We start from the raw sequence: 19,408 nt of genomic DNA, 5'->3' as shown, positions 1-19,408 counted from the left end.
AGGTAACTCGGCGCCGGCGTCATCCCGGGGATGTAGGGAGCTGCATCCGGGGTTCGATGCGCCGGTGACCGCCGTTCTGGGACAGTGGCGGGGTGTGGGAGTGGGGAGTGGCCGCCGTCGCCTGCCTGGCCGCGGGGTATTTCGCGGTGCGGCTGGCAGCGGCCCGGCGCGCGTACGCCCGCGCGGTCGAGGAACGCGGCTGGCTGCTGGAGCGGGAACGGGAGTCCGTCGCCCGCAACGCCGTCGACGCCGAACGGGCCAGGATCGCGCGCGAGTTGCACGACATCGTGAGCCACAACGTGAGCGTCATGGTCGTGCAGGCCGGAGCGGCGCGGCGGGTGCTCGGGACCGGTGAGGCCACGGACGCGTTGCTGGCCGTCGAGAGCGCGGGCCGCGACACGATGACCGAACTGCGGCACATGCTCGGCCTGCTCGCCCCTGCCGCCGACAGCGACGACCTGCTGGCGCCGCAACCCGGCCTGAGCAGGCTCAGCTCGCTGGTCGACCGGATGTGCTTCGCCGGTCTGCCGGTGGAGGTGCGCATCTCCGGCGAGCCGCGCCCACTGCCGTCAGGAGTGGACCTGACGGCGTACCGGATCGTCCAGGAAGCACTGACCAACGCGCTGAAGCACGGCGACGGACGGCAGGCGGAGGTGACGGTGCGGTACGCCGACAACCACCTGCGGGTCGAGGTGCTCAATACCGGGCCCAGCGCACTGTCCGGCGCACCGATGTCCACAGAGGACGGTCGAGGACGCGGGTTGCTGGGGTTGCGCGAACGCGTCGCGGTGCTCGGCGGCGACCTGGACGCCCGCAGGCGGCTCGGCGGCGGGTTCCGCGTCCGGGCCAAGCTCCCGATCGAGCGGCCATGACCGGCCCCCGCGTCGTGATCGCCGACGACCAGGCGTTCGTGCGCATCGGTTTCCGGATGATCCTCGCCTCCGGCGGCGTCGAGGTCGTCGGCGAGGCGGCCGACGGCGCCGAGGCCGTGACGGCGGTGCGGGACCTCAAGCCGGACGTGGTGCTGATGGACATCCGCATGCCCACCATGGACGGCCTGGAGGCCACCCGGCGCATCATGCGCGAGCCGGGCGACTGCCGCGTGCTGATGCTGACCACGTTCGACCTGGACCGGTACGTCTACGAGGCGCTCGCGGCGGGAGCCAGCGGCTTCCTGCTCAAGGACGTCACGCCAGAACATCTCGTCGCCGCCGTGCGCCTCATCGAGACCGGCGACGCGTTGCTCGCGCCGTCGATCACGCGCCGGCTCGTCGAGCGGTTCGCGTCCGGCGTCTCGGCGCCGGTCGTGCACCGCGACCTGGCCGCGTTGACGCCACGCGAACGCGAGGTGCTGACGCTGGTCGGGCACGGCAGGTCCAACTCCGAGATCGCCGGCGACCTGACGCTGAGCGAGGCGACGGTCAAGACGCACGTGGCCCGCATCTTCGCCAAGCTGGAGCTGCGCGACCGGGCTCAGGCCGTCGTCCTCGCCTACGAGACGGGTCTGGTCACCCCTGGCGTGTGAGCGACCGCGCGGCCATCCCCGCATCGCCGACGGACTTTCTCCCGAAGCGCGTCGGTCCAGCCATGCCGAGGCCAGGGCCTGCGCACCGCCGAGGTTCCGGCACGCAGGCCCCAGCTCATCGTCAGGTGATCACCGCTCCCCCGACGATCGGCAGCACGACCTTGCTGACGCCGAGCGACACGTCCAGCGAGATCCCGTTCGCCCCGGGATCGGCGGCGATGTACCCGCCGTGGTGGGTGACGACCACGATGCCGATGCGGTGACCGGCCGGGATCAGCGCGTCCCTGGCGTGCAGCTTCCAGCTGACGTCCGCGGTCGCGTTGGTGGGCAACGGGGTCGCGGACTCGAGGGACAGGCGGTTCTTGGCGTCGATGGCACCCTTCGTCAGCATCCTCGCGGTCACCGCCTGCACGGAGACGTCCGGCGGGCGGGCGCATCCGGTGCGGTCGCGCAGGTCCGTCTTGCCGCACTTCTCGGTGGACAGCTGCAGCGGGCTGCGTTCGGTGAGCACGGCCTGCGTGCTCGGGCCGTAGTCCACGAGCAACGCCGTCAAAGGCGTCGATGTGCGGTTCGCGGCGACGCGGACGGTCAGCCGTACCTCGCCGGACAGGCGCGCGTCCTGCTTGAGCGGTGCCGTCACGTAGACCAGCCGGCGTGAGTCGGCCGTCTCCGGGTTCGCCATCATGGCCGACTCGCCGAGGTTCGTGTTGCCCGCCAGGCGTTGCGTGCCGCTGCTGACCGGTGTGGTGGTCAGCGATCCCGCCATGCCGCCGGCCGCCGGGCCGAAGTGCAGGGTGGTGTCCCTGGTGCCGGGCTGCGGCCAGGCGGCGTGCCTTTCCCAGGTGCCGTCGGGCTTCTGCACGTCGGCCATGGGCTCGCTCATGATCCCGTTGTCGGCGCCCTTGAGCCAGTGGTCCATCCACAGGCCCATCACGCGCTGCCACTCGGCCTGGCGGAACGAGATCGGGTCGAGGTGCCCGCCGCGGTGCAGCCAGATCTTGCGCGGCACGTTCCGGTCGGCGAGCTCCTTCCACCAGCGGCCGAACTGCGACGGCTTGACGTTCCAGTCGGCCTGGCCGTGCACGGCGAACACCGACGCGGACACGTTCTGGGCGCCCGGCCGGTAGTCGCGTGCCTTCCAGAACGACGTGTAGTCGTCGGACTCGTCGCCGTCCTCACGCGCCAGCTTGTCGAACACCGGCTTGCACTTCGTCTTCTGCGCCGAGCTGACGACGTAGTTCGCGAGGTACGACGGGTAGTCGGCGTCCCATCCCTTGTAGGCGACGCCCTGGTCACGGGCGTACTCGTACCAGCTGGAGATCGCGGCGATCGGCACGATCGTCTTGACGCCGGGGATGTTGGCCGCCGCCGCGGCGTTGGGCAGCGTGCCGTTGTAGGACACGCCGAGCATGCCGACGTTGCCGGTGCTCCAGCTCGCGACCGCCGCGCGGCCGTCGGCGTAGAACGCCTTGGCGCGGCCGTTGAGCCAGTCCACGACCGCGCGGACGCTCGCGGTGTCCTCGGGACCGCCGGTGGTCGGGCACCCGGTCGAGCGGGAGGTGCCTTGCATCTCCACCTCGACGACGGCGTATCCGCGCGGCACGAAGTACTCGTCGTACCAGCGGCCGAAGCCGCGCGGCACGTTGGCCGCCGCCGTCGCGCCCAGCCCGTAGTAGGGGCTGGCCTCCATCACGATCGGCACCCGTCCGGCCGTGTCCGGCCGCATGACGTCGGCGGCGATCCGGTCGAGCTTGCCGTCCGCGTCACTGTCGATCGTGGACTCGACGTACACCGTCTCGGTGACCGCGGCCGGTGCCGCGATCGAGGCAGGCGTGTGGATCGTCGCGGCCGTGAGCAGGGTGGCCGCGACGAGATAGACCCTTCGCATGTGTTCCTCCGTCGGAGGGCCCGATGAAGCAGCAGGGGGTGAAGCTCGGGCCCCACGAACGGATCTCACCGAATCCGGCGGTGTCACCGGTACGGCCGAAAGATCTAAACCATTGCCTGGTGCTGCGTCAGCCAGCCTTCGCCGCGTCTTCGGCGCTCAGCGGGCCGCCTCGCGGCACCGGCCCCGCGCCCCGGTACAACCAGTACAGGGACGCGGGGCCGGCACCACGATGCAGCCGTCTGAACACCGAATACGGGGCAAAGGCCGACTGACGCAGCACTATGTCAGGCCGCGACCAGCTCCTTGTCGCGGCCAGGGGTCTTGACCTTCGGCTTGCGGTTCGGCAGCGACAGGCGGAAGACCTTGTGCCACGCCGAGAAGACCTGCTTGGGCAGCGGCCCGGACACGTAGTCCAGCTCGTACTTCTCGAACAGCGCGCGCACCTTCACCGCGACCTCGGCGTACCGGTTGCTCGGCAGGTCCGGGAACAGGTGGTGCTCGATCTGGTGCGACAGGTTGCCGGTCATGATGTGCATGGCCTTGCTGCCGCTGATGTTCGCCGAGCCCATCATCTGACGCAGGTACCACTGGCCGCGCGTCTCGCCCTTGATCGACCGGCGCTCGAAGACCGCCACGCCCTCGGGGAAGTGACCGCACATGATCACCGAGTGCGACCACAGGTTGCGGATCAGGTTCGCGGTGAACGTCGCGGCAAGCGTGGTGAGGAACGACGGGCCCGACAGCAGCGGGTGGATCACGTAGTCCTTGAGCACCTGGCGGCGGATCTTGCGGCCCACGGCCCTGGCCCGCGCGCGGAACTCCGGGTTCTTGCGGCGGCGCTTGTGCAGGTTCTTGCCGAGCTCCAGGTCGTACGCGGCGATGCCGTACTCGAAGAAGCACGCGTTGATGAAGTTCCACAGCGGCTGGCCCAGGTGCATCGGGTGCCACTTCTGGTCCTCGTCGACGCGCATGATGCCGTAGCCGAGGTCGTTGTCCTTGCCGATCACGTTGGTGTACGTGTGGTGCAGCTGGTTGTGCGAGTGCTTCCACTGCTCGGCGGGCGAGACGTGGTCCCACTCCCAGGTGGTGGAGTGGATCTTCGGGTCGCGCATCCAGTCCCACTGCCCGTGCAGGACGTTGTGCCCGATCTCCATGTTCTCCAGGATCTTCGCGACCGACAGACCGGCGGTGCCGATCAGCCACGCCGGCGGGAAGATCGAGAACAGCAGGATGCCGCGGCTGGTCAGCTCCAGCTTGCGCTGCACCGAGATGACCTTGCGGATGTAGGCGGCGTCCTTCTCACCACGGCTCGCGATCACCTCGTCGCGGATCGCGTCGAGTTCGCGGCCGAGTTCCTCGATCTGCTCGTCGGACAGGTGGGCGGTGGGATCGATGGCGCTCATGAAGCTCGCTTTCGGGGGAAGTGGCTGGGGGGTGGGCCACTGCGCGGAGGAGGAAAGTCGGTGGTGGGCGCGAGTCAGCGTTCGAGTTCGCAGGGGCCCGCCGCGGCGGACACGCAGGTCTGGACGAGCACGCCGTCCTCGGCCTCGGTGATCTCGCCGGTGCGCAGGTCCCGCACGGCGCCAGAGCGCAGCGGCGTGACGCAGCCGAAGCAGATGCCCATGCGGCAGCCGGACGGCATCAGCACACCGGCGTCCTCGCCGACGTCCAGCAACGGCGTGGCACCGTCGGCCTCGACGGTCTTGCCGGTCGTGCTGAACGTGACCTCGCCACCGTCGCCGGCCACGACGACGCTGGGGCGGAAGCGTTCGGTGTGCAGACGCTCGGCGATGCCGTGCCCGGTCCAGTGCGCCTCGGCGGCGTCGAGCAGGCCGGTCGGACCGCAGGCCCAGGTCTCGCGCTCGGCCCAGTCGGGCACGAGCTCCTCGAGACGGGCGACGTCGAGCATGCCGTCGGTGTCGGTGTGCAGCTCGACAAGCGTGAGGGCCTTGTCCGCGACGAGGTCGTGCAGGTCGTTGCGGAAGATCACGTCTTCCTTGCGCGGCGCGGAGTGCACCATGACGACGTCGGCGAACTGGGTGTCGCGCAGCATGCCCATCACGGGCGTGATGCCGCTGCCGGCCGTCAGGTAGAGCACCTTGGCGGGTCGGGCGGCGGGCAGGACGAAGTCGCCGGTGGCCTGGTCGAGCTGGATGACCGTGCCCGGCTTGACCTTGCGGACCAGGTGGTTGCTGACCTTGCCGTCCGGGATCGCCTTCACGGTGATCGTGATGCGGCCGTCCGCCCGGCTCGTGGGCGACGTGACCGAGTAGGCACGCCACAGGCGCACGCCGTCGACGTCGACCCCGACGCGGATGTACTGGCCGGCGACGTGACCGCGCCAGCCTCGTCCCGGCCTGATCACGATGGTCGCGGCGTCACCCGTCTCGGGGTGCACGGCCTCGATGCGACCACGCAGGTCAGAGCCCCCGCGGAGAGGGCTGACCAGGTCGAGGTAGTCGGACGGCAGCAGCGGCGTCGTGACCAACTCCAGCAGTTTCCACGCCCTGCTGCGTAGGGCGGTACTCGTCATGACTCCAGCTTGATGTGCCTCAGGGCGTAAAGTCCTGTCCGTAGGACGTGAATCTGGCCAGCCGAATTGTTCACAGGGAACAAATCATGAGTCACGCAATGCGGAGGGCCACCGAACTGGCCCTGGATGAGAAGACCGTCACCGCGCTGCGGGCGGTGCTGAGGACGACCGCCGACGAGGTCGTCCGCGCCATCATCGACGAGGTGCCGAGCTACGCGAACGCGCTGTCCGGACGCATGGGCGGCACGATCCGCCGCGCCGTCCGCACGGCACTCGGACACTACCTCGACCTCGCGGGTGGCACCGGCGGTGGTGGCGACGCGAGCGACGCCGCGTACGAACTGGGCCGCGGCGAGGTGCGCGACGGCCGTTCGATGGACGCCCTGCTCAGCGCGTACCGCGTCGGTGCCCGCGTGGCCTGGCGAGGCCTCGCCGCCGGTGCCGTACCCGCGGGCCTGCCCGCCGCGGAGGTCGCGAAGTTCGCCGAGCTGACCTTCGCCTACATCGACGAGCTGTCCGCGGCCAGCGCCGCGGGCCACGCCGACGAACTGGCCGCCCGCGGCCTCGCCCACGAGCGCCACCTGGAACAACTCGCCCGCGACCTGCTCGCCGGCGCGAGCACCGAGGTGCTGCTCGCGGACGCCCAACGCGCCGGGTGGCAGCCCCCGACCGCGCTCACCGTGGTCCTGCTGCCCGCCTTCCAGGCCCGCCCCGCCTACCGGCTGCTGGACCCCAGCACGCTGGTGCTCGACGACCTGCCGGACGCCACCGGCGTGCTGCTCGTGCCCGACGCCGACCGCGCCCACCTGCTGCGACAGCTGATCGGCCGCACCGCCGTAGTCGGACCCGCCCGCCCATGGATGCGTGCGTCCGCCTCCTACGCCCGAGCCACACGCGCGCGCACCCTCTCCCCCGACATCCGCGACACCGAGGAACACCTCGCATCGCTCGTGCTCAGCGCTGATCCGGACGCCTACGCCGACCTCCGTACGCGCGCGCTCGCGCCGTTGCGGACTCTGCCCGCCAGCACCGCACGGCGGCTGGAGGAGACCTTGCGGGCCTGGCTGCTGCACCACGGGCGGCGGGAGGAGGTGGCGGCGGCGTTGTTCGTGCACCCGCAGACCGTGCGGTACCGGATGGGGCAGCTGCGTGACCTCTTCCCGGACCTGACCTCGCCGCAGCGCGTGCTGGAGCTGACGCTGGCGGTTGGGCTCCCCGAGACAGCGAGCCCGGCCGCGGTCTGACCCAGCCCGCCCGGGCAGTGAGGTTGATGAGGGGAGCTTTCCCAAACCTCAGGTTGATGAAAGCTCCCCTCATCAACCTCGACTCGCGCGCCTTGGTGTGGCGCACACCACAGGGACGCGAGAACCTGGTCCGCGATCTCGACGTCTTGCGGAGTGTGAGAGCCATCCGGGGTGAACCGGCCGACCTGGACGAGGAACAGCTCGTGCGCCGAGTGGCGCGCGGCGACCGCGACGCGTTCGAGGAGCTGTACCGCCGCACCTCGCCCTGGCTGACAGTGCGGCTGCGCAGACGCTGCGCGGACGACCAGATCGTCGCCGAGGTGCTGCAGGAGACCTACCTCGCCGTCTGGCGTGCGGCCGGCGCCTTCGCCGGTGCCGCCGCGGGTGGCACGGCTGTCGGCTGGCTGTGGACGATCGCGGCCCGGCGGCTGATCGACGCGTTCCGGCGGCGGGCGCACCACGCCGCGCCGCCTGCCGCGGCCGCGCCCGAGAGCACCGCGCCCGCCGCCGAGGAGGCCGTGCTCGGCGGGGTGGTCGGCGACGAGGTCGGTGACGCGTTGCGCAGGCTGGCCCCGGAGCTGCGGCAGGTCCTGCAGGCGATGGTGCTCGACGGGCTTTCGGTCCGGGAGACCTCGGTGCTGCTCGGCGTGCCCGAGGGAACGGTCAAGACCCGCGCCCGGCGGGCACGGATCGCGATGAGGGAGGCCCTGACATGACCGCGCAGCACCCCACGGAGCAGCTGCTGCACCGTTACGCCCGAGGCGACGACATCGTCGCCGACCAGCTGTGGGCGGTCGAGTCCCACCTCGAGACCTGCGCACCGTGCCGTGGCCGCCTGGCACCGGACCCGGTCGCCGAAGCGGTGTGGGCCGACCTCGGACCGCTGCTGGACCGCACTCCGCAGATGCCGCGCGCACATCCCTGGATTCCGAGAGCGCGTGACTGGCGGCGGCGCGTCCACAGCTGGATCTCCCCCGCGGCCGGGCCGTGGCTCGCGATGATCCTGCTCGTCACCGCGACGGCCGTGGCGCTGGACCACTTCGGCGCCGCGGCGGGTGACCGCGTGTCGGCGGTGTTGCTGGTCGCCCCGATCCTGCCGGTGCTCGGGGTCGCCGTGTCGTGGGGCAGGGCGCTGGATCCGGCGTACGAGCTGACCGCCGCCACACCGCGAGCCGGGTTGCCGCTCGTGCTCAGGCGCACCGCGGCGGCACTGGCGGTGGTCGTGCCGGGGCTGGCCGCGGCGGGCCTGCTGACCGGTGTCGGGTTCACCCGGTGGCTGCTGCCCTGCCTCGCGTTCACGGCCGGCACGCTCGCCCTCGGCGGGCTCGTCGGAGTCACCCGTGCCGCGATCATTCTCATCGGCGCGTGGGCCGTCGCGATCGTCGCGCCGACGATCGCGTTCAGCCGCACGTCCGTCGTGCTCGCCGAAGCCGCCGCGCCGGTGTGGGCCGCCGCGCTCGCGGTGGCGCTGGTCGTGATCGGCTTGCGCCGCATGGCTTTCACCCGCCTGGAGGCGACCCGATGACCGCACCGACCACGTACGCCTGGGAGATCGAGGCGCGCGACCTCCGGATCAGGAACGGGCGCCGGACGGCCGTCGACGGGGTCACGCTGACCCTGGGACGCGGCGTGCACGGGCTGCTCGGGCCCAACGGCGCGGGCAAGACGACGCTCATCCGCGCGCTCGCCACCGTCGTCCGGCCTGCCGGCGAGCTGACGTTGCTGGGCGGGATGGAGCTGCGCGAGCTGCGGCGCCGGGTCGGGTACCTGCCACAGGAGTTCGGGCACTACCGGCGGTTCACCGTCCGGGAGTTCGTCGGGTACGTGGCGTGGCTCAAGGAGATGCCGGCCCACGACGTCCCGGCGGCCGTGCAGCGCGCCGTCGACCGGGTGGGACTGGCCGATCGCGCCGACGACAAGCTCAAGACGTTGTCCGGTGGCATGGTGCGGCGGGTCGGCATCGCGCAGGCGATCGTCAACGACCCCGAGATCCTGCTGCTGGACGAACCCACCGCGGGCCTCGATCCCGCGCAACGCCTGCGGTTCCGCGAGCTGCTGACCGAGATCGGCACCGACGCGTGTGTGGTCGTCTCCACCCACCTGGTGGAGGACGTCGCCGCCGCGTGCACCGACGTGGTGCTGCTCTCCCAGGGAAAGCTCGTCTTCCAGGGCACACCCGCCCAGCTCGCCGCGGCCGGCACCGCCGAGCACGCGGGCGACAGCCCGATCGAACGCGGCTACAGCGCCCTTCTCGCTCTCCCCCACCGGCCCGGCAGCTGGTAGCAGTCCGAAAAGGACTGTCCACAAGAAGCAGATGTGCGCCACGTCACAGCGATTCGAGAACCGCGGGGACCGAGGCGCCGTCTAGCCGGGTGTGGGTGGAAATGACTTGAAGGAGAACGGGATGCAGGCGATCGAAGCCGACAGCCTGGTCGTGCGGGTGGGAGGCAGGCGCAACGGCCGCAACGCCGTGAACGGGCTGAGCCTGCGACTCGGCCGCGGCGTGCACGGGCTGCTCGGCCCGAACGGCGCGGGCAAGACGACGCTGATCAGGACGCTGGCGACGGTGCAGCCGCCCAGCGGCGGAACGCTGTCGTTGCTCGGCACGCCGTCGAGCGGCCGGCTCAGGCCGGTGCGGCGCCGGCTCGGCTATCTGCCGCAACACTTCGGCTTCTACAAGCGGTTCACGGTGCGGGAGTTCGTCGAGTACCTGGCCTGGCTGAAGGAGATGCCGGCGAAGGAGATCCCCGGCGCCGTGCGGCGCGCACTGGAAAGGGTCGGGCTGACGGACCGCGCCGACGACCGGATGAAGTCGTTGTCCGGCGGCATGGTCCGCCGCGTCGGCATCGCGCAGGCGATCGTCAACGACCCGGACGTGCTGCTGCTGGACGAACCGACGGTCGGGCTGGATCCCGCGCAACGGCTGCGGTTCCGCGAGCTCGTGGCCGAACTGGGCCAGCACGCCTGCGTGCTGATCTCGACCCACCTGGTCGAGGACGTCGCCGCGGCCTGCACGGACGTCGTGCTCGTGTCGGAGGGATCTCTTGTCTTCCAAGGGACTCCGGCCGACCTGGTCACCGCGGGAACGGAGAACCACGTGGGCGACAGCCCGATCGAACGCGGCTACTCGGCGTTGATCAGCGCCAGGGCCGGGGGTGCCTGGTGACCGGGTTGCGCATCGAACTGCGGCGCTCGACCGCGCTCTGGGCCGGGCTGCTCGTGCTCGTCGCCGGCACGGGAATGATGTGGCTCGTCTCGTCGGCGAGCGGGAAGTGGAGGGGCAACTCGACCTCGGCGCTGCTCGAGCTCCGCACGCCCCTGACGTACGTGTGGGCGCTCGTGGTCGGCCTGGCGGTCTTCCAGGGCATGCGGGACAGCCGGGCGCGGGTCACCGAACTGTTCGAATCCACCTCCCGCCCCGGCTGGGTCAGGCTGGGCACGCTGGCCTCCGCGGTGGCAAGCGTCGTCACCATCGCGACAGTGCTGCTGTGCGCGGGCGTGGTCGCCGTGGTCGCCTTCGGCGGTGGGTTCGTCTCGATCGGGTTCGTCCCACTCGTGGTGACGACGGTGCTCGCGCTGGCGTCGAGTGTCCTGCTGGGCATCGCGGTGGGACGGATGCTGCCCCACCCGCTGACCGCGCCGGTGGCACTCGTCACGACGCTCATGTTGGCGCAGTTGGCCTACCAGGGATCTGACGTGCAGTCCGCTGACGATGAGATGTCCGGGCTGGCGCTGCTGACGCCGGTTCTCAACGCGCCTTACTCGGACCTGGTCACGACCTCGACGTCCGTGGACCTCGGCCAGATCGTGTGGTTCACCGGGCTGGGCGTGACGGCGTTCCTCCTGTTGGTGGCGAAGACCTATCGCGGACGGCTGGTGGCCCTCGTCCCGGCCGGGCTGGCGGTGGCCATCGCCCTGTCGATCATGCCGACCCGGATCTCCGACGTGCTGGTCACGGACTCGATCGCGGGCAAGCTCGTCTGCGACGGCCGGGTGTGCGTGAGCCAGTTGCACGCGGGCGACCTGCCCAAGGCGGCCGCCGTGGGCCGGGAGGTGCTCGCGAAGCTCGCGGTGCTGCCCGACCCGCCCACGGAGATCCGTGAGGACACGTCGGCGATGGCTCACCTCGAGGCGCCCCAGCACAACAGCAAGATCGTCTACTTCGAGTCCCAGGATCATCCGCGTGTGCTGACACTGACCCCGGAACAGATCCGGCTCGAACTGCTCGCCGGGGCGGGCGTTCCCAGCTGCTCCACACCGAACCAGTTCCACTCCAGAGAAGGCATCGTGCGTCACCTGACCGCCGGATACTTCAACGGAGAGCTGGCAGAGCTGGCCTCCGAGTCGTACCTGTGGGGCAACGAGCGGGCGCGGTCCGAGATGGAGGCGGTCTGGCAGGCACTGCGGAGCCAGCCGGCGCAGGAGCAGCTCAACCGGATCACGAAGGCGCGGCAGATGTTGCTGGCGTGCGAGGACTCCGAAGGCGTTCTCACCATGCTGGCGGCGCGATGAGGCCGCTCGCGTTGTACGCACGGTCGCGCGGAGTTCCCGCGGCACTTGTGGCCCTGCCCGTCGTGGTGGTGATCGCGTGGTGGGCGATGCACTCGCCGTGGACGGTGCTGAGCGTCTCGCTGACGTCGCTCGCCGCGGTTCTGGTGATCACCATCGGTCTCACGGGCCAGGACCCCGAACTGGACTCCTCCACGGCCGTGCCGTGGCCGGTGTGGCGGTTCGGGCACCTGCTGCTCGCGGCCGTTCTCGCCGCGGTGTCCGTGCTGTTCGTGCAGGAACTCGGGACCGAGCAGTTCGAGGCCGCGTTCATCGTGCGCGACACGGCGGGCATGATCGGCCTGGCGGGGCTGGCAACGGCGGTGGCCGGGGCGCGGCTCGCCCCGGCCGTGCCGATGCTGTGGTGGGCGGTGAGCTCGATCATGGTCGCGTCGCAGGCCACGGAGTCGGTGCCGAACCGGATCGCCACGTGGCCGCACGGGTCACCGGACGACCCGGTGACCCACTGGACCGCAGGAATCCTGTTCGTGCTCGGGATCGCCGCCTACTCGGCACGCGGCGCACGCCGCTGAACGGGATCAGGCGATCGTCTCCAGCGCGATGTAGTCGCCGATCGCCTGCTGCCCCTTGATGTTCGCGTGCACGCCGTCACCGGTGTCGTACGGCGGGTTGATGCTGTTCGGCCTGATCGGGTCCTCCAGCACCTGGTCGAAGTCCTGCACCGACGCGCAGGTGTCCGAGCAGTCGCCTCCCCGCTTCACGAAGTCGTTGACGGCGTGGCGGTCCACGTTGTTCTGGTCGCTGTAGCCGGGCCGGGGCGTGATCGGCGTGACGTGCACGGCGATCCCGGCCTGGCGCAGCCGCTGGAACACCGCGCGGTAGCTGGCGACGATGTCAGCCGCCGTGCAGCCGTTCGCCAGGTCGTTCGTGCCGTAGTAGTAGATGACGTCCGTGACGCCGTGCAGGGCGAGAACGTCCCTTTCCAAGCGTGACATCGCATCCAGGCCCAGGACTCCCGCGGGGTTGCGGGGGCAGACGGCGCTCGTCGTGCCGCTGATGCCGGCGTTGGCCACGGCGAGCTGGGGGCGCGGCGAGGCCACGATCCGGCGGGCGAGCACGTCCGTCCACCGCTTGTTGGTGCCGAGTTCGGTGCAGCCTGGTCCGCAGTTGGTGCTGCCCACGCCGTCGACGACCGAGCTGCCGAACGGCACGACCGTCCCCCTGAGCCGCGGGTTGTACACGTCGACAGCGCTGACCAGGTAGGTCGACTGGGTCTTCTCCGTGTACGCCGCACCGGGGTCGGTGGTGTGCGAGCCGGATCCGGGCGGGGTGAGGTAGTTGTCGCGGAACGCCGAGTCGTGCCGGCCGGGAACGACGTCGCCCGCGACGAACATGCTGACCGCGAGGTCGGTGCCGGGTGTGGTGGCCAGCGCCGTCCCGTCGCTCCACAGTTCGCCGCCCGCGGGGATCGTGACCGCGCGACGGCCACCGAAGGTCACGTCGCGCACCGATGTCACGGCTGCTCCGCCGGTGCTCAGCGCGACGGTGGTGCGGCCGATCGTCAACGGCTGCTTGCCGAACGTGTTCTGCAGCCGGATCCGCACCGCACCGCCGCCCTGGCTGAGGTGCGTGATCATCCGCATCGACTGGTCGTGCAGCGTGACGGGGGCGAGGTTCTGCTGCGACTGCGCCCAGGAGGTGAACCAGCCGGAGCTGCCGGCCTCGGCGGCGGGGGTGAGGACGGCGGCGACGGTCAGCATCGTCGAGACGAGCGCAGGGATCCGAGTTCTCATGACTCTGGTCTTACCGCTTCGTGACGACCAGGTCACGAGTTGTAATCCCGCGGTAAGGGGTCAGGTCACCAGTCCGCTGCGGTAGGCGTAGACGACGGCCTGCACCCGGTCGCGCAGGTCGAGCTTGGTGAGGATCCGTGACACGTAGGTCTTCACGGTCTCCTGGCTGATCACCAGCGCCGCGGCGATCTCGCTGTTGGACAGGCCTTCCGCGATGAGCCGGAGCACCTCCAGCTCACGGGGCGCGAGCTGGGGCTGGACGACCTCGTCGGCCGGCCGGATGCGCGCCGCGTACTTGCCGACGAGCTGGCGGGTCACCTCGGGGGCCAGCAGGGCGGCACCGCTCGCGACCGTCCTGATGCCCTGCAGCAGCTGCGACGGCGGCGCGTCCTTGAGCAGGAACCCGCTCGCGCCGGCGCGCAGTGCCTCGTAGACGTACTCGTCCAGGTTGAACGTCGTCACCACGAGCACCTTGACGGGATCGGCGACGCCGGCGCCCGCGAGCAGCCGGGTCGCCGCGATGCCGTCGAGCACCGGCATCCGCACGTCCATCACGACGACGTCCGGGCTCAGCCGGGCGGCGAGGTCGACCGCCGCGCGGCCGTCCCCGCACTCCCCCACCACCTCGAGGTGGGGCTGGGCGTCGATGATCGTGGCGAAGCCGGTGCGGATGAGCGCCTGGTCGTCGCACACCAGCACGCGAACCGGTGCGGTCACGCCGGGTTCCCCGCGGGGATACGCGCACGGACGACGAAGCCGCCGTCCCGTTGTCCCGCCGAGAACTCGCCGCCCAGCACGTCGACGCGCTCGCGCAGCCCGGCCAGCCCGCGGCCGCTGCCTCCGACCGCCGACGTCGTCGCGGCGCCCTCGGTGCCGACCTCCACGGTGATCTCCCTTTCGCCGTAACGCACATGGACGTTCGTCTGGTTGCCGTGCGCGTACTTCAACGCGTTCGTCAGTGCTTCCTGCACGATCCGGTAGGCGACGGCCTCGGCGCTGCCCGCATCAGGGCTCGCCTGCCCCTCCTCGGCGAACTCCACCGGCTGCCCGGCCTGGCGGGTCTGCTCGACCAGGCCGTGCAGGTCGCCGACGGACTCGGGGCTGTGGTCGGGGTTCAGCAGGTCGAGCAGGTGCCGCAGATCCGTCAGCGACCGCCGCCCGGTGTCGGTGATCGCCTGCAACGTCTGGTCGAGCCGCTCGGGCGCCGCGGTCAGGTACCGGGCGGCCTCCGCCTGCACCACCATCGCCGTCACGTGGTGCGTCACCACGTCGTGCAGCTCGCGGGCGATCAAGGTCCGCTCCGCGATGCGGGTGGCCTCGGCGACGTGCGTGCGGCGTTCCTCCTCGGCGCTGCGGGCGAGCCGCAGCCAGGCGCCGATGCTCCAGGCGGCGACCAGCGCCAGGTAGAACGTGACGAACCCGGCCAGCCCCTCCCTCGCGCCGTTGAGGTCAAGCGCGATGGCCAGCCCCAGGTAGGCGAGAGACGCCGCGGTCATGGTGGTGCGCCGGTGGTGCGACAGGTGCAGGCCGGTACTGATCAACATGATCGGCAACGCCGTCCCGGCGACGGTGTGGTAGCCGCGCAGCTGGTCGACGGCGAACGCGACCGCCACGATCGCGAAGCAGACCAGGGGCCACCGCCGGCGCACGACCAGCGGCAGGGTCTCCATGGCGACCACCAGGAGCGTGAGCGCGTCCCACGGCCGGTTCGGCAGCTCGCCGAGCTGGGTGCCTTTGCCTTCCAGCGCGGGCACCAACGCGGACAGCGCGAGCAACAACGCGAGCGGCGCGTCCTGGAGTGTGACGTCCCACTCGCGCCACGGCCGGAGCCTGATCACGCGCTGAGGGTAGCGGCAGGAGCGGTGCGGCCACGACGCGGCACCAGGTTGCCCCGGCGCTTGGCCAGCCACAGGAACGCCACCGTCACCACCACGCCCGCGAGGACCGAGTACATGCTGGCCTCGGGTCCGAACTGACCACCGCTGAGGATCGTGGGACCGGACAGGACGCCGTCCAGCAGACCCTGCGGCGCGTCCTGGCCGGAGACGCTGGTGCTGAAGATGCCGCCCTGCACGAAGTTCCAGGCGAAGTGCACGCCGATCGGCACCCACAGGTTGCGCGTGGCCACGTACGCGGCACCGAGCATCAACCCGGCCTGGATCGCGATGGCGAGCGAGCTCCACAGCGTGGCGCTCGGGTTGAAGATGTGCGCGAGGCCGAACATCAGTCCGCTCAGGACCAGGGAGATCCACGTGCCGAGGCGCTCCTCGATGATGCGGAACAGGACACCGCGGTACATCAGCTCCTCGCTCACCGCGACGGCCGCCATGAACCCGAGGAGCGCGATCGCGCCCGGCACCGAACCCAGGCCGCGCACCTCGTAGAGGCCGAGGAAGGCGATGTTCGCGATCACCGAGCCGAACATCGCGAGTCCGATCAGGACGCCGCGGCCGAACGCGCCCGGAGCGATCTTCCACGAGACCTCGACGGCCTCGCGGCGTTCCGTCTTGCGCACCACCCAGGCGTACGCGACGAGTCCCAGAGCCGCCGCGGCGAAACCGGCCACCAGGGTGAGCGGGGCGTTCCAGCCCAACGCCTGAACACCCGCACCGCTGACGAACGAGACCACCACCATCACGGCGAACTGCTTCAGAAATCGCATGACCGGAACCCTATGGATTCCGAGATCGCGGAACGTCACCACACAGTGGACATCCGCGTGTAGCTCTCACGGGGGACACGACTGGGCGGAGGCCTTGAGCGCCGCGGACATCCAGGCGAACGGCATGAAGTCGGCGGCCTCCTGCGCGGTCCCGTTGATGACCGCGACCAGCGACTGGTACCGGGTGTGCGGATCGGACGGCGCGGCGGCCTCCTCGATCGACTGGAGGTGGAGCTCTTCGACGTGCAGCATGTCGGCCGCGAGCTTGGTGCGGAACTCCGCGCTGTCCGGCCGGCCGGCGATCTCCGCCAGGAACGCCACGTAACGGCCGGCGATCTCGTGCGCTCGCGGCGAGTCCGACGGCAGGCCCGCCTGCTGTGCCGTCTGCGCCTCCTGCAGGATCGCCCCTCCCCGGTCGAACGCACCCAGCATCTCCGGCGTCATCATGACCTCGGCGCCGGGAGTGGAGCAGGTTTCGCGCAACTGGTCGCGCACCGCCCGGCGGAAGTCGTCGTCCTGCACCAGGTTCGCGAGCTCGATCCAGGCCTCCAGCTGCTCGGTCGTGGGCTCGCCCGGCAGGACGGGCCGGTGGCTGCGCAGCAGGTCGACGAACGCGGGATCGGCTTCGAGGCCCTCGCTGATCTCGTTCCAGAAGTCGTCGACCAGCCGGTCGCGGTCGTCGTCGGCCAGCGAGACGAGCTTGTGCAGGAGGATCACCTGTTCGGACTCGGTGTGCTGCCGGGCGATCGTCCGCAGCACCGCTCGCCTGGACCCGACGCGGCGTGCCTGTTCGTCCACACGCGACAGATGCGCCACGGCGAGGTCGGTCAGCGTCACGCTGCCGTCGAGCAGCTTGCGGATGTCGTCGAGGCCCGCGTCCAGCTCCCGCAGGGTGCTGACGAACTCCAGCCGGGCGATGGCGTGGACGTCGTAGAGGCGGTGCCCGGCGGCCGTGACGTCAGCGGGTTCGACGATCCCCTCGTCGGCGTAGAACCTGATGGCGCTGACGCTCAGCCCGGTGCGGCGCGCGACCTCACCGATCGCGTACAGCCTGTTGTCGTCCATGTGGTCACTATGGGACCTCAAGCCGCTTGAGATGCAACCCACGAACGGGTTACTTGAGCTTTACTATTGCTTTACCTATGCTGACCGCGAGGGGAGTACTTCCCAAGCGCCTGCCCGGTCAGGACGGACACCCAGAAGGTGCCCCCGGGAGGCCGCCCCACGCGGGTGAAGGAGACCTCGGACGCAGACGTTCGAGGAGGTCCCGTGCCTGTGCACTCCGTGGCATCGCCCGCGCTGTGGTTTCTCAGCATCGCCGTGCTGCTCGCACTGCTGGTGGTCGACTTCCTGGTGACCCGGCGCCCGCACGAGGTGTCGATGCGGGAGGCGGCGGGCTGGTCGGTGTTCTACCTCGCGCTGCCCTTCGTGTTCGGGCTGTGGCTGTGGTCCGAGTTCGGCAGCGGCCACTCGCTGGAGTTCATCACCGGGTTCGTGGTGGAGAAGTCGCTGTCGGTGGACAACCTGTTCGTCTTCATGCTGCTGCTCGCCGCGTTCAGCGTCCCGTCCGACATCCAGCAACGGGTGCTGCTCTACGGCATCGTCGGCGCGCTGGTGCTGCGCGGTGTCTTCATCGCCGCCGGTGCCGCCATGCTGTCAGCCGGGACCTGGGCGTTCCTCGTGTTCGGGCTCATCCTGTTCGCCTCGGCGCTGAAGATCCTGCACGCGGCCCTCGCCGGTCAGCCCACGGTGAAGGACACGTCGACGATGCGGTCGGTGCGGCTGCTGCGCAGGCTGATGCCGGTCACCGACGACTACCGCGGCACGCGGCTGACAGTCCGCGAGCACGGGCGGCGCGCGCTCACCCCGCTGGCGATCGTGGTGGTGGCGATCTTCGCGACCGACGTCGTGTTCGCGATCGACTCGGTGCCCGCGGTGTACGGCATCACCGAGGACCCGTACCTCGTGTTCGCCACCAACGCGTTCGCACTGCTCGGCCTGCGGGCGCTGTACTTCGTGCTGCACTCGGCGCTGGCCAAGCTCGTGCACCTCAACCACGGCCTCGCGATCATCCTGGCGTTCATCGGGGTGAAGCTGGTGCTGCACTGGGCGCACGGGATCTGGCCCGCCGTGCCGCAGATCCCCACGCCGGTCTCGCTGGGCGTCATCGTGGCCGTGCTGGGCGCCGTGACCCTGACCAGCCTGCGGTCGCGCCACACCGCGGACATCCGGTCGGACTGATGTCATGGCCACCGCACGCCTGATCGACTTCGCGGTCGACCTCACCGTCACCCTGCTCGTGCTGACCGCGCTGGTGATCGCCTGCGCGGCCCTCGTGTCCCGGCCGTGAGTTCCGGGAGCCTGGCGGACAGGTGTCCGTTATCGTGGCGATATGCCTGCTCGCCCTGACACCGGCCCGGACTTCATCGAGGCGCTCGCCCGCGGCCTGGACGTGCTCCGCGCGTTCGGGCCAGCGCGCCCGGTGATGACGCTCAGCGAGGTCGCCACGGCCACGGGGCTGGCGCGGCCGACGGCGCGCCGGATCCTGCTGACGCTGGTGGAGCTCGGGTACGCGCGGCAGAGCGAGAACGGCTTCGCGCTCACGCCGCGGGTGCTCGAGCTCGGCGTCGCGTACGTGCGGTCGATGGGCCTGTGGGACGTCGCCCGGCCGCACATGGAACGGCTGTGCGCCGGCACGAACGAGTCCGTGTCGATCGCCCAGCTCGACGGGCCGGACATCGTCTACGTCGCGCGCGTCGCGGTGCCGAAGATCGTCACGCTGTCGGTGCAGATCGGCACGCGGTTCCCTGCTTTGCCGACCTCGCTCGGAAAAGTGCTGCTCGCCGCGTTGCCGCCGGTCGAGCTGGAGGCCGTGCTCGCGCAGCCGACCCGGTCCGGGCTGACGCCGAGGTGGCAGCCGGACGCCACCGAGCGCGACGCCGTGCTGCGCGACGTCCGTGCGCGCGGGTGGGCGCTGACCGACGAGCAGCTCGCGCTGGGCATCCGGTCGGTCGCGGCGCCGTTGCGCGACGGGCACGGTACGGTCGTCGCCGCGCTCAACGTCAACTGCCACGCGTCCGAGACGTCCGTCGAGCACATGACCGACCACCACCTGCCGCTCCTGCTGCAGGTCGCGGGCGAGATCAGCGCCGACTTCGCCCGGCTCGGCACCGTCCCGCACGAGGTCGTCGCGTCCTGAGGGGTTGACCGGAGGCCGCCGAAGGTTGACGATTCAACGGACATCCGTCCGCCTG

At 70.7% G+C, this 19,408-nt stretch carries 19 protein-coding genes; 11 read left to right on the top strand and 8 right to left on the bottom strand.

The genetic code is table 11. The annotated features are described in order from the left end of the window. The first annotated feature begins 92 nt into the window (after nucleotides 1-92). Both ACRSBM_RS14295 and ACRSBM_RS14290 read left to right on the top strand, forming a co-directional pair. The gene (locus tag ACRSBM_RS14295) at nucleotides 93-872 is read left to right on the top strand and encodes a sensor histidine kinase (protein WP_434443833.1); all 780 of its coding nucleotides are present in this window, start codon (nucleotides 93-95) and stop codon (nucleotides 870-872) included. Continuing rightward, complete coding sequence (locus tag ACRSBM_RS14290; protein WP_434443831.1) at nucleotides 869-1,525, top strand: response regulator; 657 nt, start codon at nucleotides 869-871, stop codon at nucleotides 1,523-1,525. The genes ACRSBM_RS14295 and ACRSBM_RS14290 overlap by 4 nt, the downstream gene beginning before the upstream one ends. Before the next feature lie 121 nt (nucleotides 1,526-1,646). Here the strand turns inward: ACRSBM_RS14290 and ACRSBM_RS14285 are convergent, their stop codons facing one another. The 3 genes from ACRSBM_RS14285 to ACRSBM_RS14275 form a co-directional block, all read right to left on the bottom strand. After that, the gene (locus ACRSBM_RS14285) at nucleotides 1,647-3,413 is read right to left on the bottom strand and encodes a CocE/NonD family hydrolase (RefSeq protein WP_434443830.1); all 1,767 of its coding nucleotides are present in this window, start codon (nucleotides 3,411-3,413) and stop codon (nucleotides 1,647-1,649) included. A gap of 284 nt (nucleotides 3,414-3,697) precedes the next feature. Next, nucleotides 3,698-4,816, bottom strand: a complete 1,119-nt coding sequence (locus ACRSBM_RS14280; RefSeq protein WP_434443828.1) for a fatty acid desaturase family protein — start codon at nucleotides 4,814-4,816, stop codon at nucleotides 3,698-3,700. Nucleotides 4,817-4,890: 74 nt separating this feature from the next. Continuing rightward, nucleotides 4,891-5,946 carry a ferredoxin reductase gene (locus tag ACRSBM_RS14275; RefSeq protein WP_434443827.1) on the bottom strand — a complete coding sequence of 352 codons (1,056 nt, stop codon included), beginning with the start codon at nucleotides 5,944-5,946 and terminating at the stop codon, nucleotides 4,891-4,893. 86 nt (nucleotides 5,947-6,032) lie between these two features. On the opposite strand from ACRSBM_RS14275, the gene ACRSBM_RS14270 reads away from it, so the two are divergent. The 7 genes from ACRSBM_RS14270 (at nucleotide 6,033) to ACRSBM_RS14240 (ending at nucleotide 12,271) form a co-directional block, all read left to right on the top strand. Continuing rightward, entirely contained in the window at nucleotides 6,033-7,190 is a 1,158-nt protein-coding gene (locus ACRSBM_RS14270; protein WP_434443825.1) for a PucR family transcriptional regulator, read from the top strand. 56 nt (nucleotides 7,191-7,246) lie between these two features. Then, a complete protein-coding gene (locus ACRSBM_RS14265) occupies nucleotides 7,247-7,906 on the top strand; it encodes an RNA polymerase sigma factor (RefSeq protein WP_434443823.1) in 660 nt (219 codons plus the stop codon). Then, nucleotides 7,903-8,715, top strand: a complete 813-nt coding sequence (locus tag ACRSBM_RS14260; protein ID WP_434443821.1) for a zf-HC2 domain-containing protein — start codon at nucleotides 7,903-7,905, stop codon at nucleotides 8,713-8,715. Before ACRSBM_RS14265 ends, ACRSBM_RS14260 begins: the two co-directional genes overlap by 4 nt. After that, entirely contained in the window at nucleotides 8,712-9,473 is a 762-nt protein-coding gene (locus tag ACRSBM_RS14255) for an ABC transporter ATP-binding protein (RefSeq protein WP_434443820.1), read from the top strand. The genes ACRSBM_RS14260 and ACRSBM_RS14255 overlap by 4 nt, the downstream gene beginning before the upstream one ends. 121 nt (nucleotides 9,474-9,594) lie before the next feature. Further along, nucleotides 9,595-10,356 carry an ABC transporter ATP-binding protein gene (locus ACRSBM_RS14250; RefSeq protein ID WP_434443817.1) on the top strand — a complete coding sequence of 254 codons (762 nt, stop codon included), beginning with the start codon at nucleotides 9,595-9,597 and terminating at the stop codon, nucleotides 10,354-10,356. After that, nucleotides 10,353-11,702, top strand: coding sequence for a hypothetical protein (locus tag ACRSBM_RS14245; protein WP_434443815.1), 1,350 nt, complete (start codon nucleotides 10,353-10,355; stop codon nucleotides 11,700-11,702). The genes ACRSBM_RS14250 and ACRSBM_RS14245 overlap by 4 nt, the downstream gene beginning before the upstream one ends. Continuing rightward, the gene (locus tag ACRSBM_RS14240) at nucleotides 11,699-12,271 is read left to right on the top strand and encodes a hypothetical protein (RefSeq protein ID WP_434443814.1); all 573 of its coding nucleotides are present in this window, start codon (nucleotides 11,699-11,701) and stop codon (nucleotides 12,269-12,271) included. Before ACRSBM_RS14245 ends, ACRSBM_RS14240 begins: the two co-directional genes overlap by 4 nt. Nucleotides 12,272-12,277: 6 nt before the next feature. On the opposite strand, the gene ACRSBM_RS14235 is transcribed toward ACRSBM_RS14240, so the two are convergent. From ACRSBM_RS14235 to ACRSBM_RS14215, 5 genes are all read right to left on the bottom strand, one after another. Then, nucleotides 12,278-13,492, bottom strand: a complete 1,215-nt coding sequence (locus ACRSBM_RS14235) for a GDSL-type esterase/lipase family protein (RefSeq protein WP_434443812.1) — start codon at nucleotides 13,490-13,492, stop codon at nucleotides 12,278-12,280. 60 nt (nucleotides 13,493-13,552) lie between these two features. Next, nucleotides 13,553-14,209, bottom strand: coding sequence for a response regulator (locus ACRSBM_RS14230; RefSeq protein ID WP_434443810.1), 657 nt, complete (start codon nucleotides 14,207-14,209; stop codon nucleotides 13,553-13,555). Further along, nucleotides 14,206-15,330, bottom strand: coding sequence for a sensor histidine kinase (locus ACRSBM_RS14225; protein WP_434443809.1), 1,125 nt, complete (start codon nucleotides 15,328-15,330; stop codon nucleotides 14,206-14,208). Before ACRSBM_RS14225 ends, ACRSBM_RS14230 begins: the two co-directional genes overlap by 4 nt. After that, entirely contained in the window at nucleotides 15,327-16,154 is an 828-nt protein-coding gene (locus tag ACRSBM_RS14220) for a lysostaphin resistance A-like protein (protein WP_434443807.1), read from the bottom strand. Before ACRSBM_RS14220 ends, ACRSBM_RS14225 begins: the two co-directional genes overlap by 4 nt. Nucleotides 16,155-16,220: 66 nt before the next feature. Further along, on the bottom strand, nucleotides 16,221-17,219 hold the full coding sequence (locus ACRSBM_RS14215) for a MerR family transcriptional regulator (RefSeq protein ID WP_434443806.1): 999 nt from the start codon (nucleotides 17,217-17,219) through the stop codon (nucleotides 16,221-16,223). Between the two features lie 204 nt (nucleotides 17,220-17,423). On the opposite strand from ACRSBM_RS14215, the gene ACRSBM_RS14210 reads away from it, so the two are divergent. Next, complete coding sequence (locus ACRSBM_RS14210; protein ID WP_434443804.1) at nucleotides 17,424-18,395, top strand: TerC/Alx family metal homeostasis membrane protein; 972 nt, start codon at nucleotides 17,424-17,426, stop codon at nucleotides 18,393-18,395. 151 nt (nucleotides 18,396-18,546) lie between these two features. After that, nucleotides 18,547-19,353: an IclR family transcriptional regulator domain-containing protein gene (locus ACRSBM_RS14205; protein ID WP_434443802.1), complete on the top strand. Its 807-nt coding sequence runs from the start codon at nucleotides 18,547-18,549 to the stop codon at nucleotides 19,351-19,353. The last annotated feature ends 55 nt before the right edge of the window (nucleotides 19,354-19,408 follow it).

Origin of the sequence: Lentzea xerophila (genome assembly GCF_051094245.1) — a bacterium.
In the GTDB taxonomy this organism is placed as follows: domain Bacteria; phylum Actinomycetota; class Actinomycetes; order Mycobacteriales; family Pseudonocardiaceae; genus Lentzea; species Lentzea xerophila.
The sequence above is the reverse complement of the archived record's forward strand: the minus strand, read 5'-3'. Positions and strand labels throughout refer to the sequence as shown.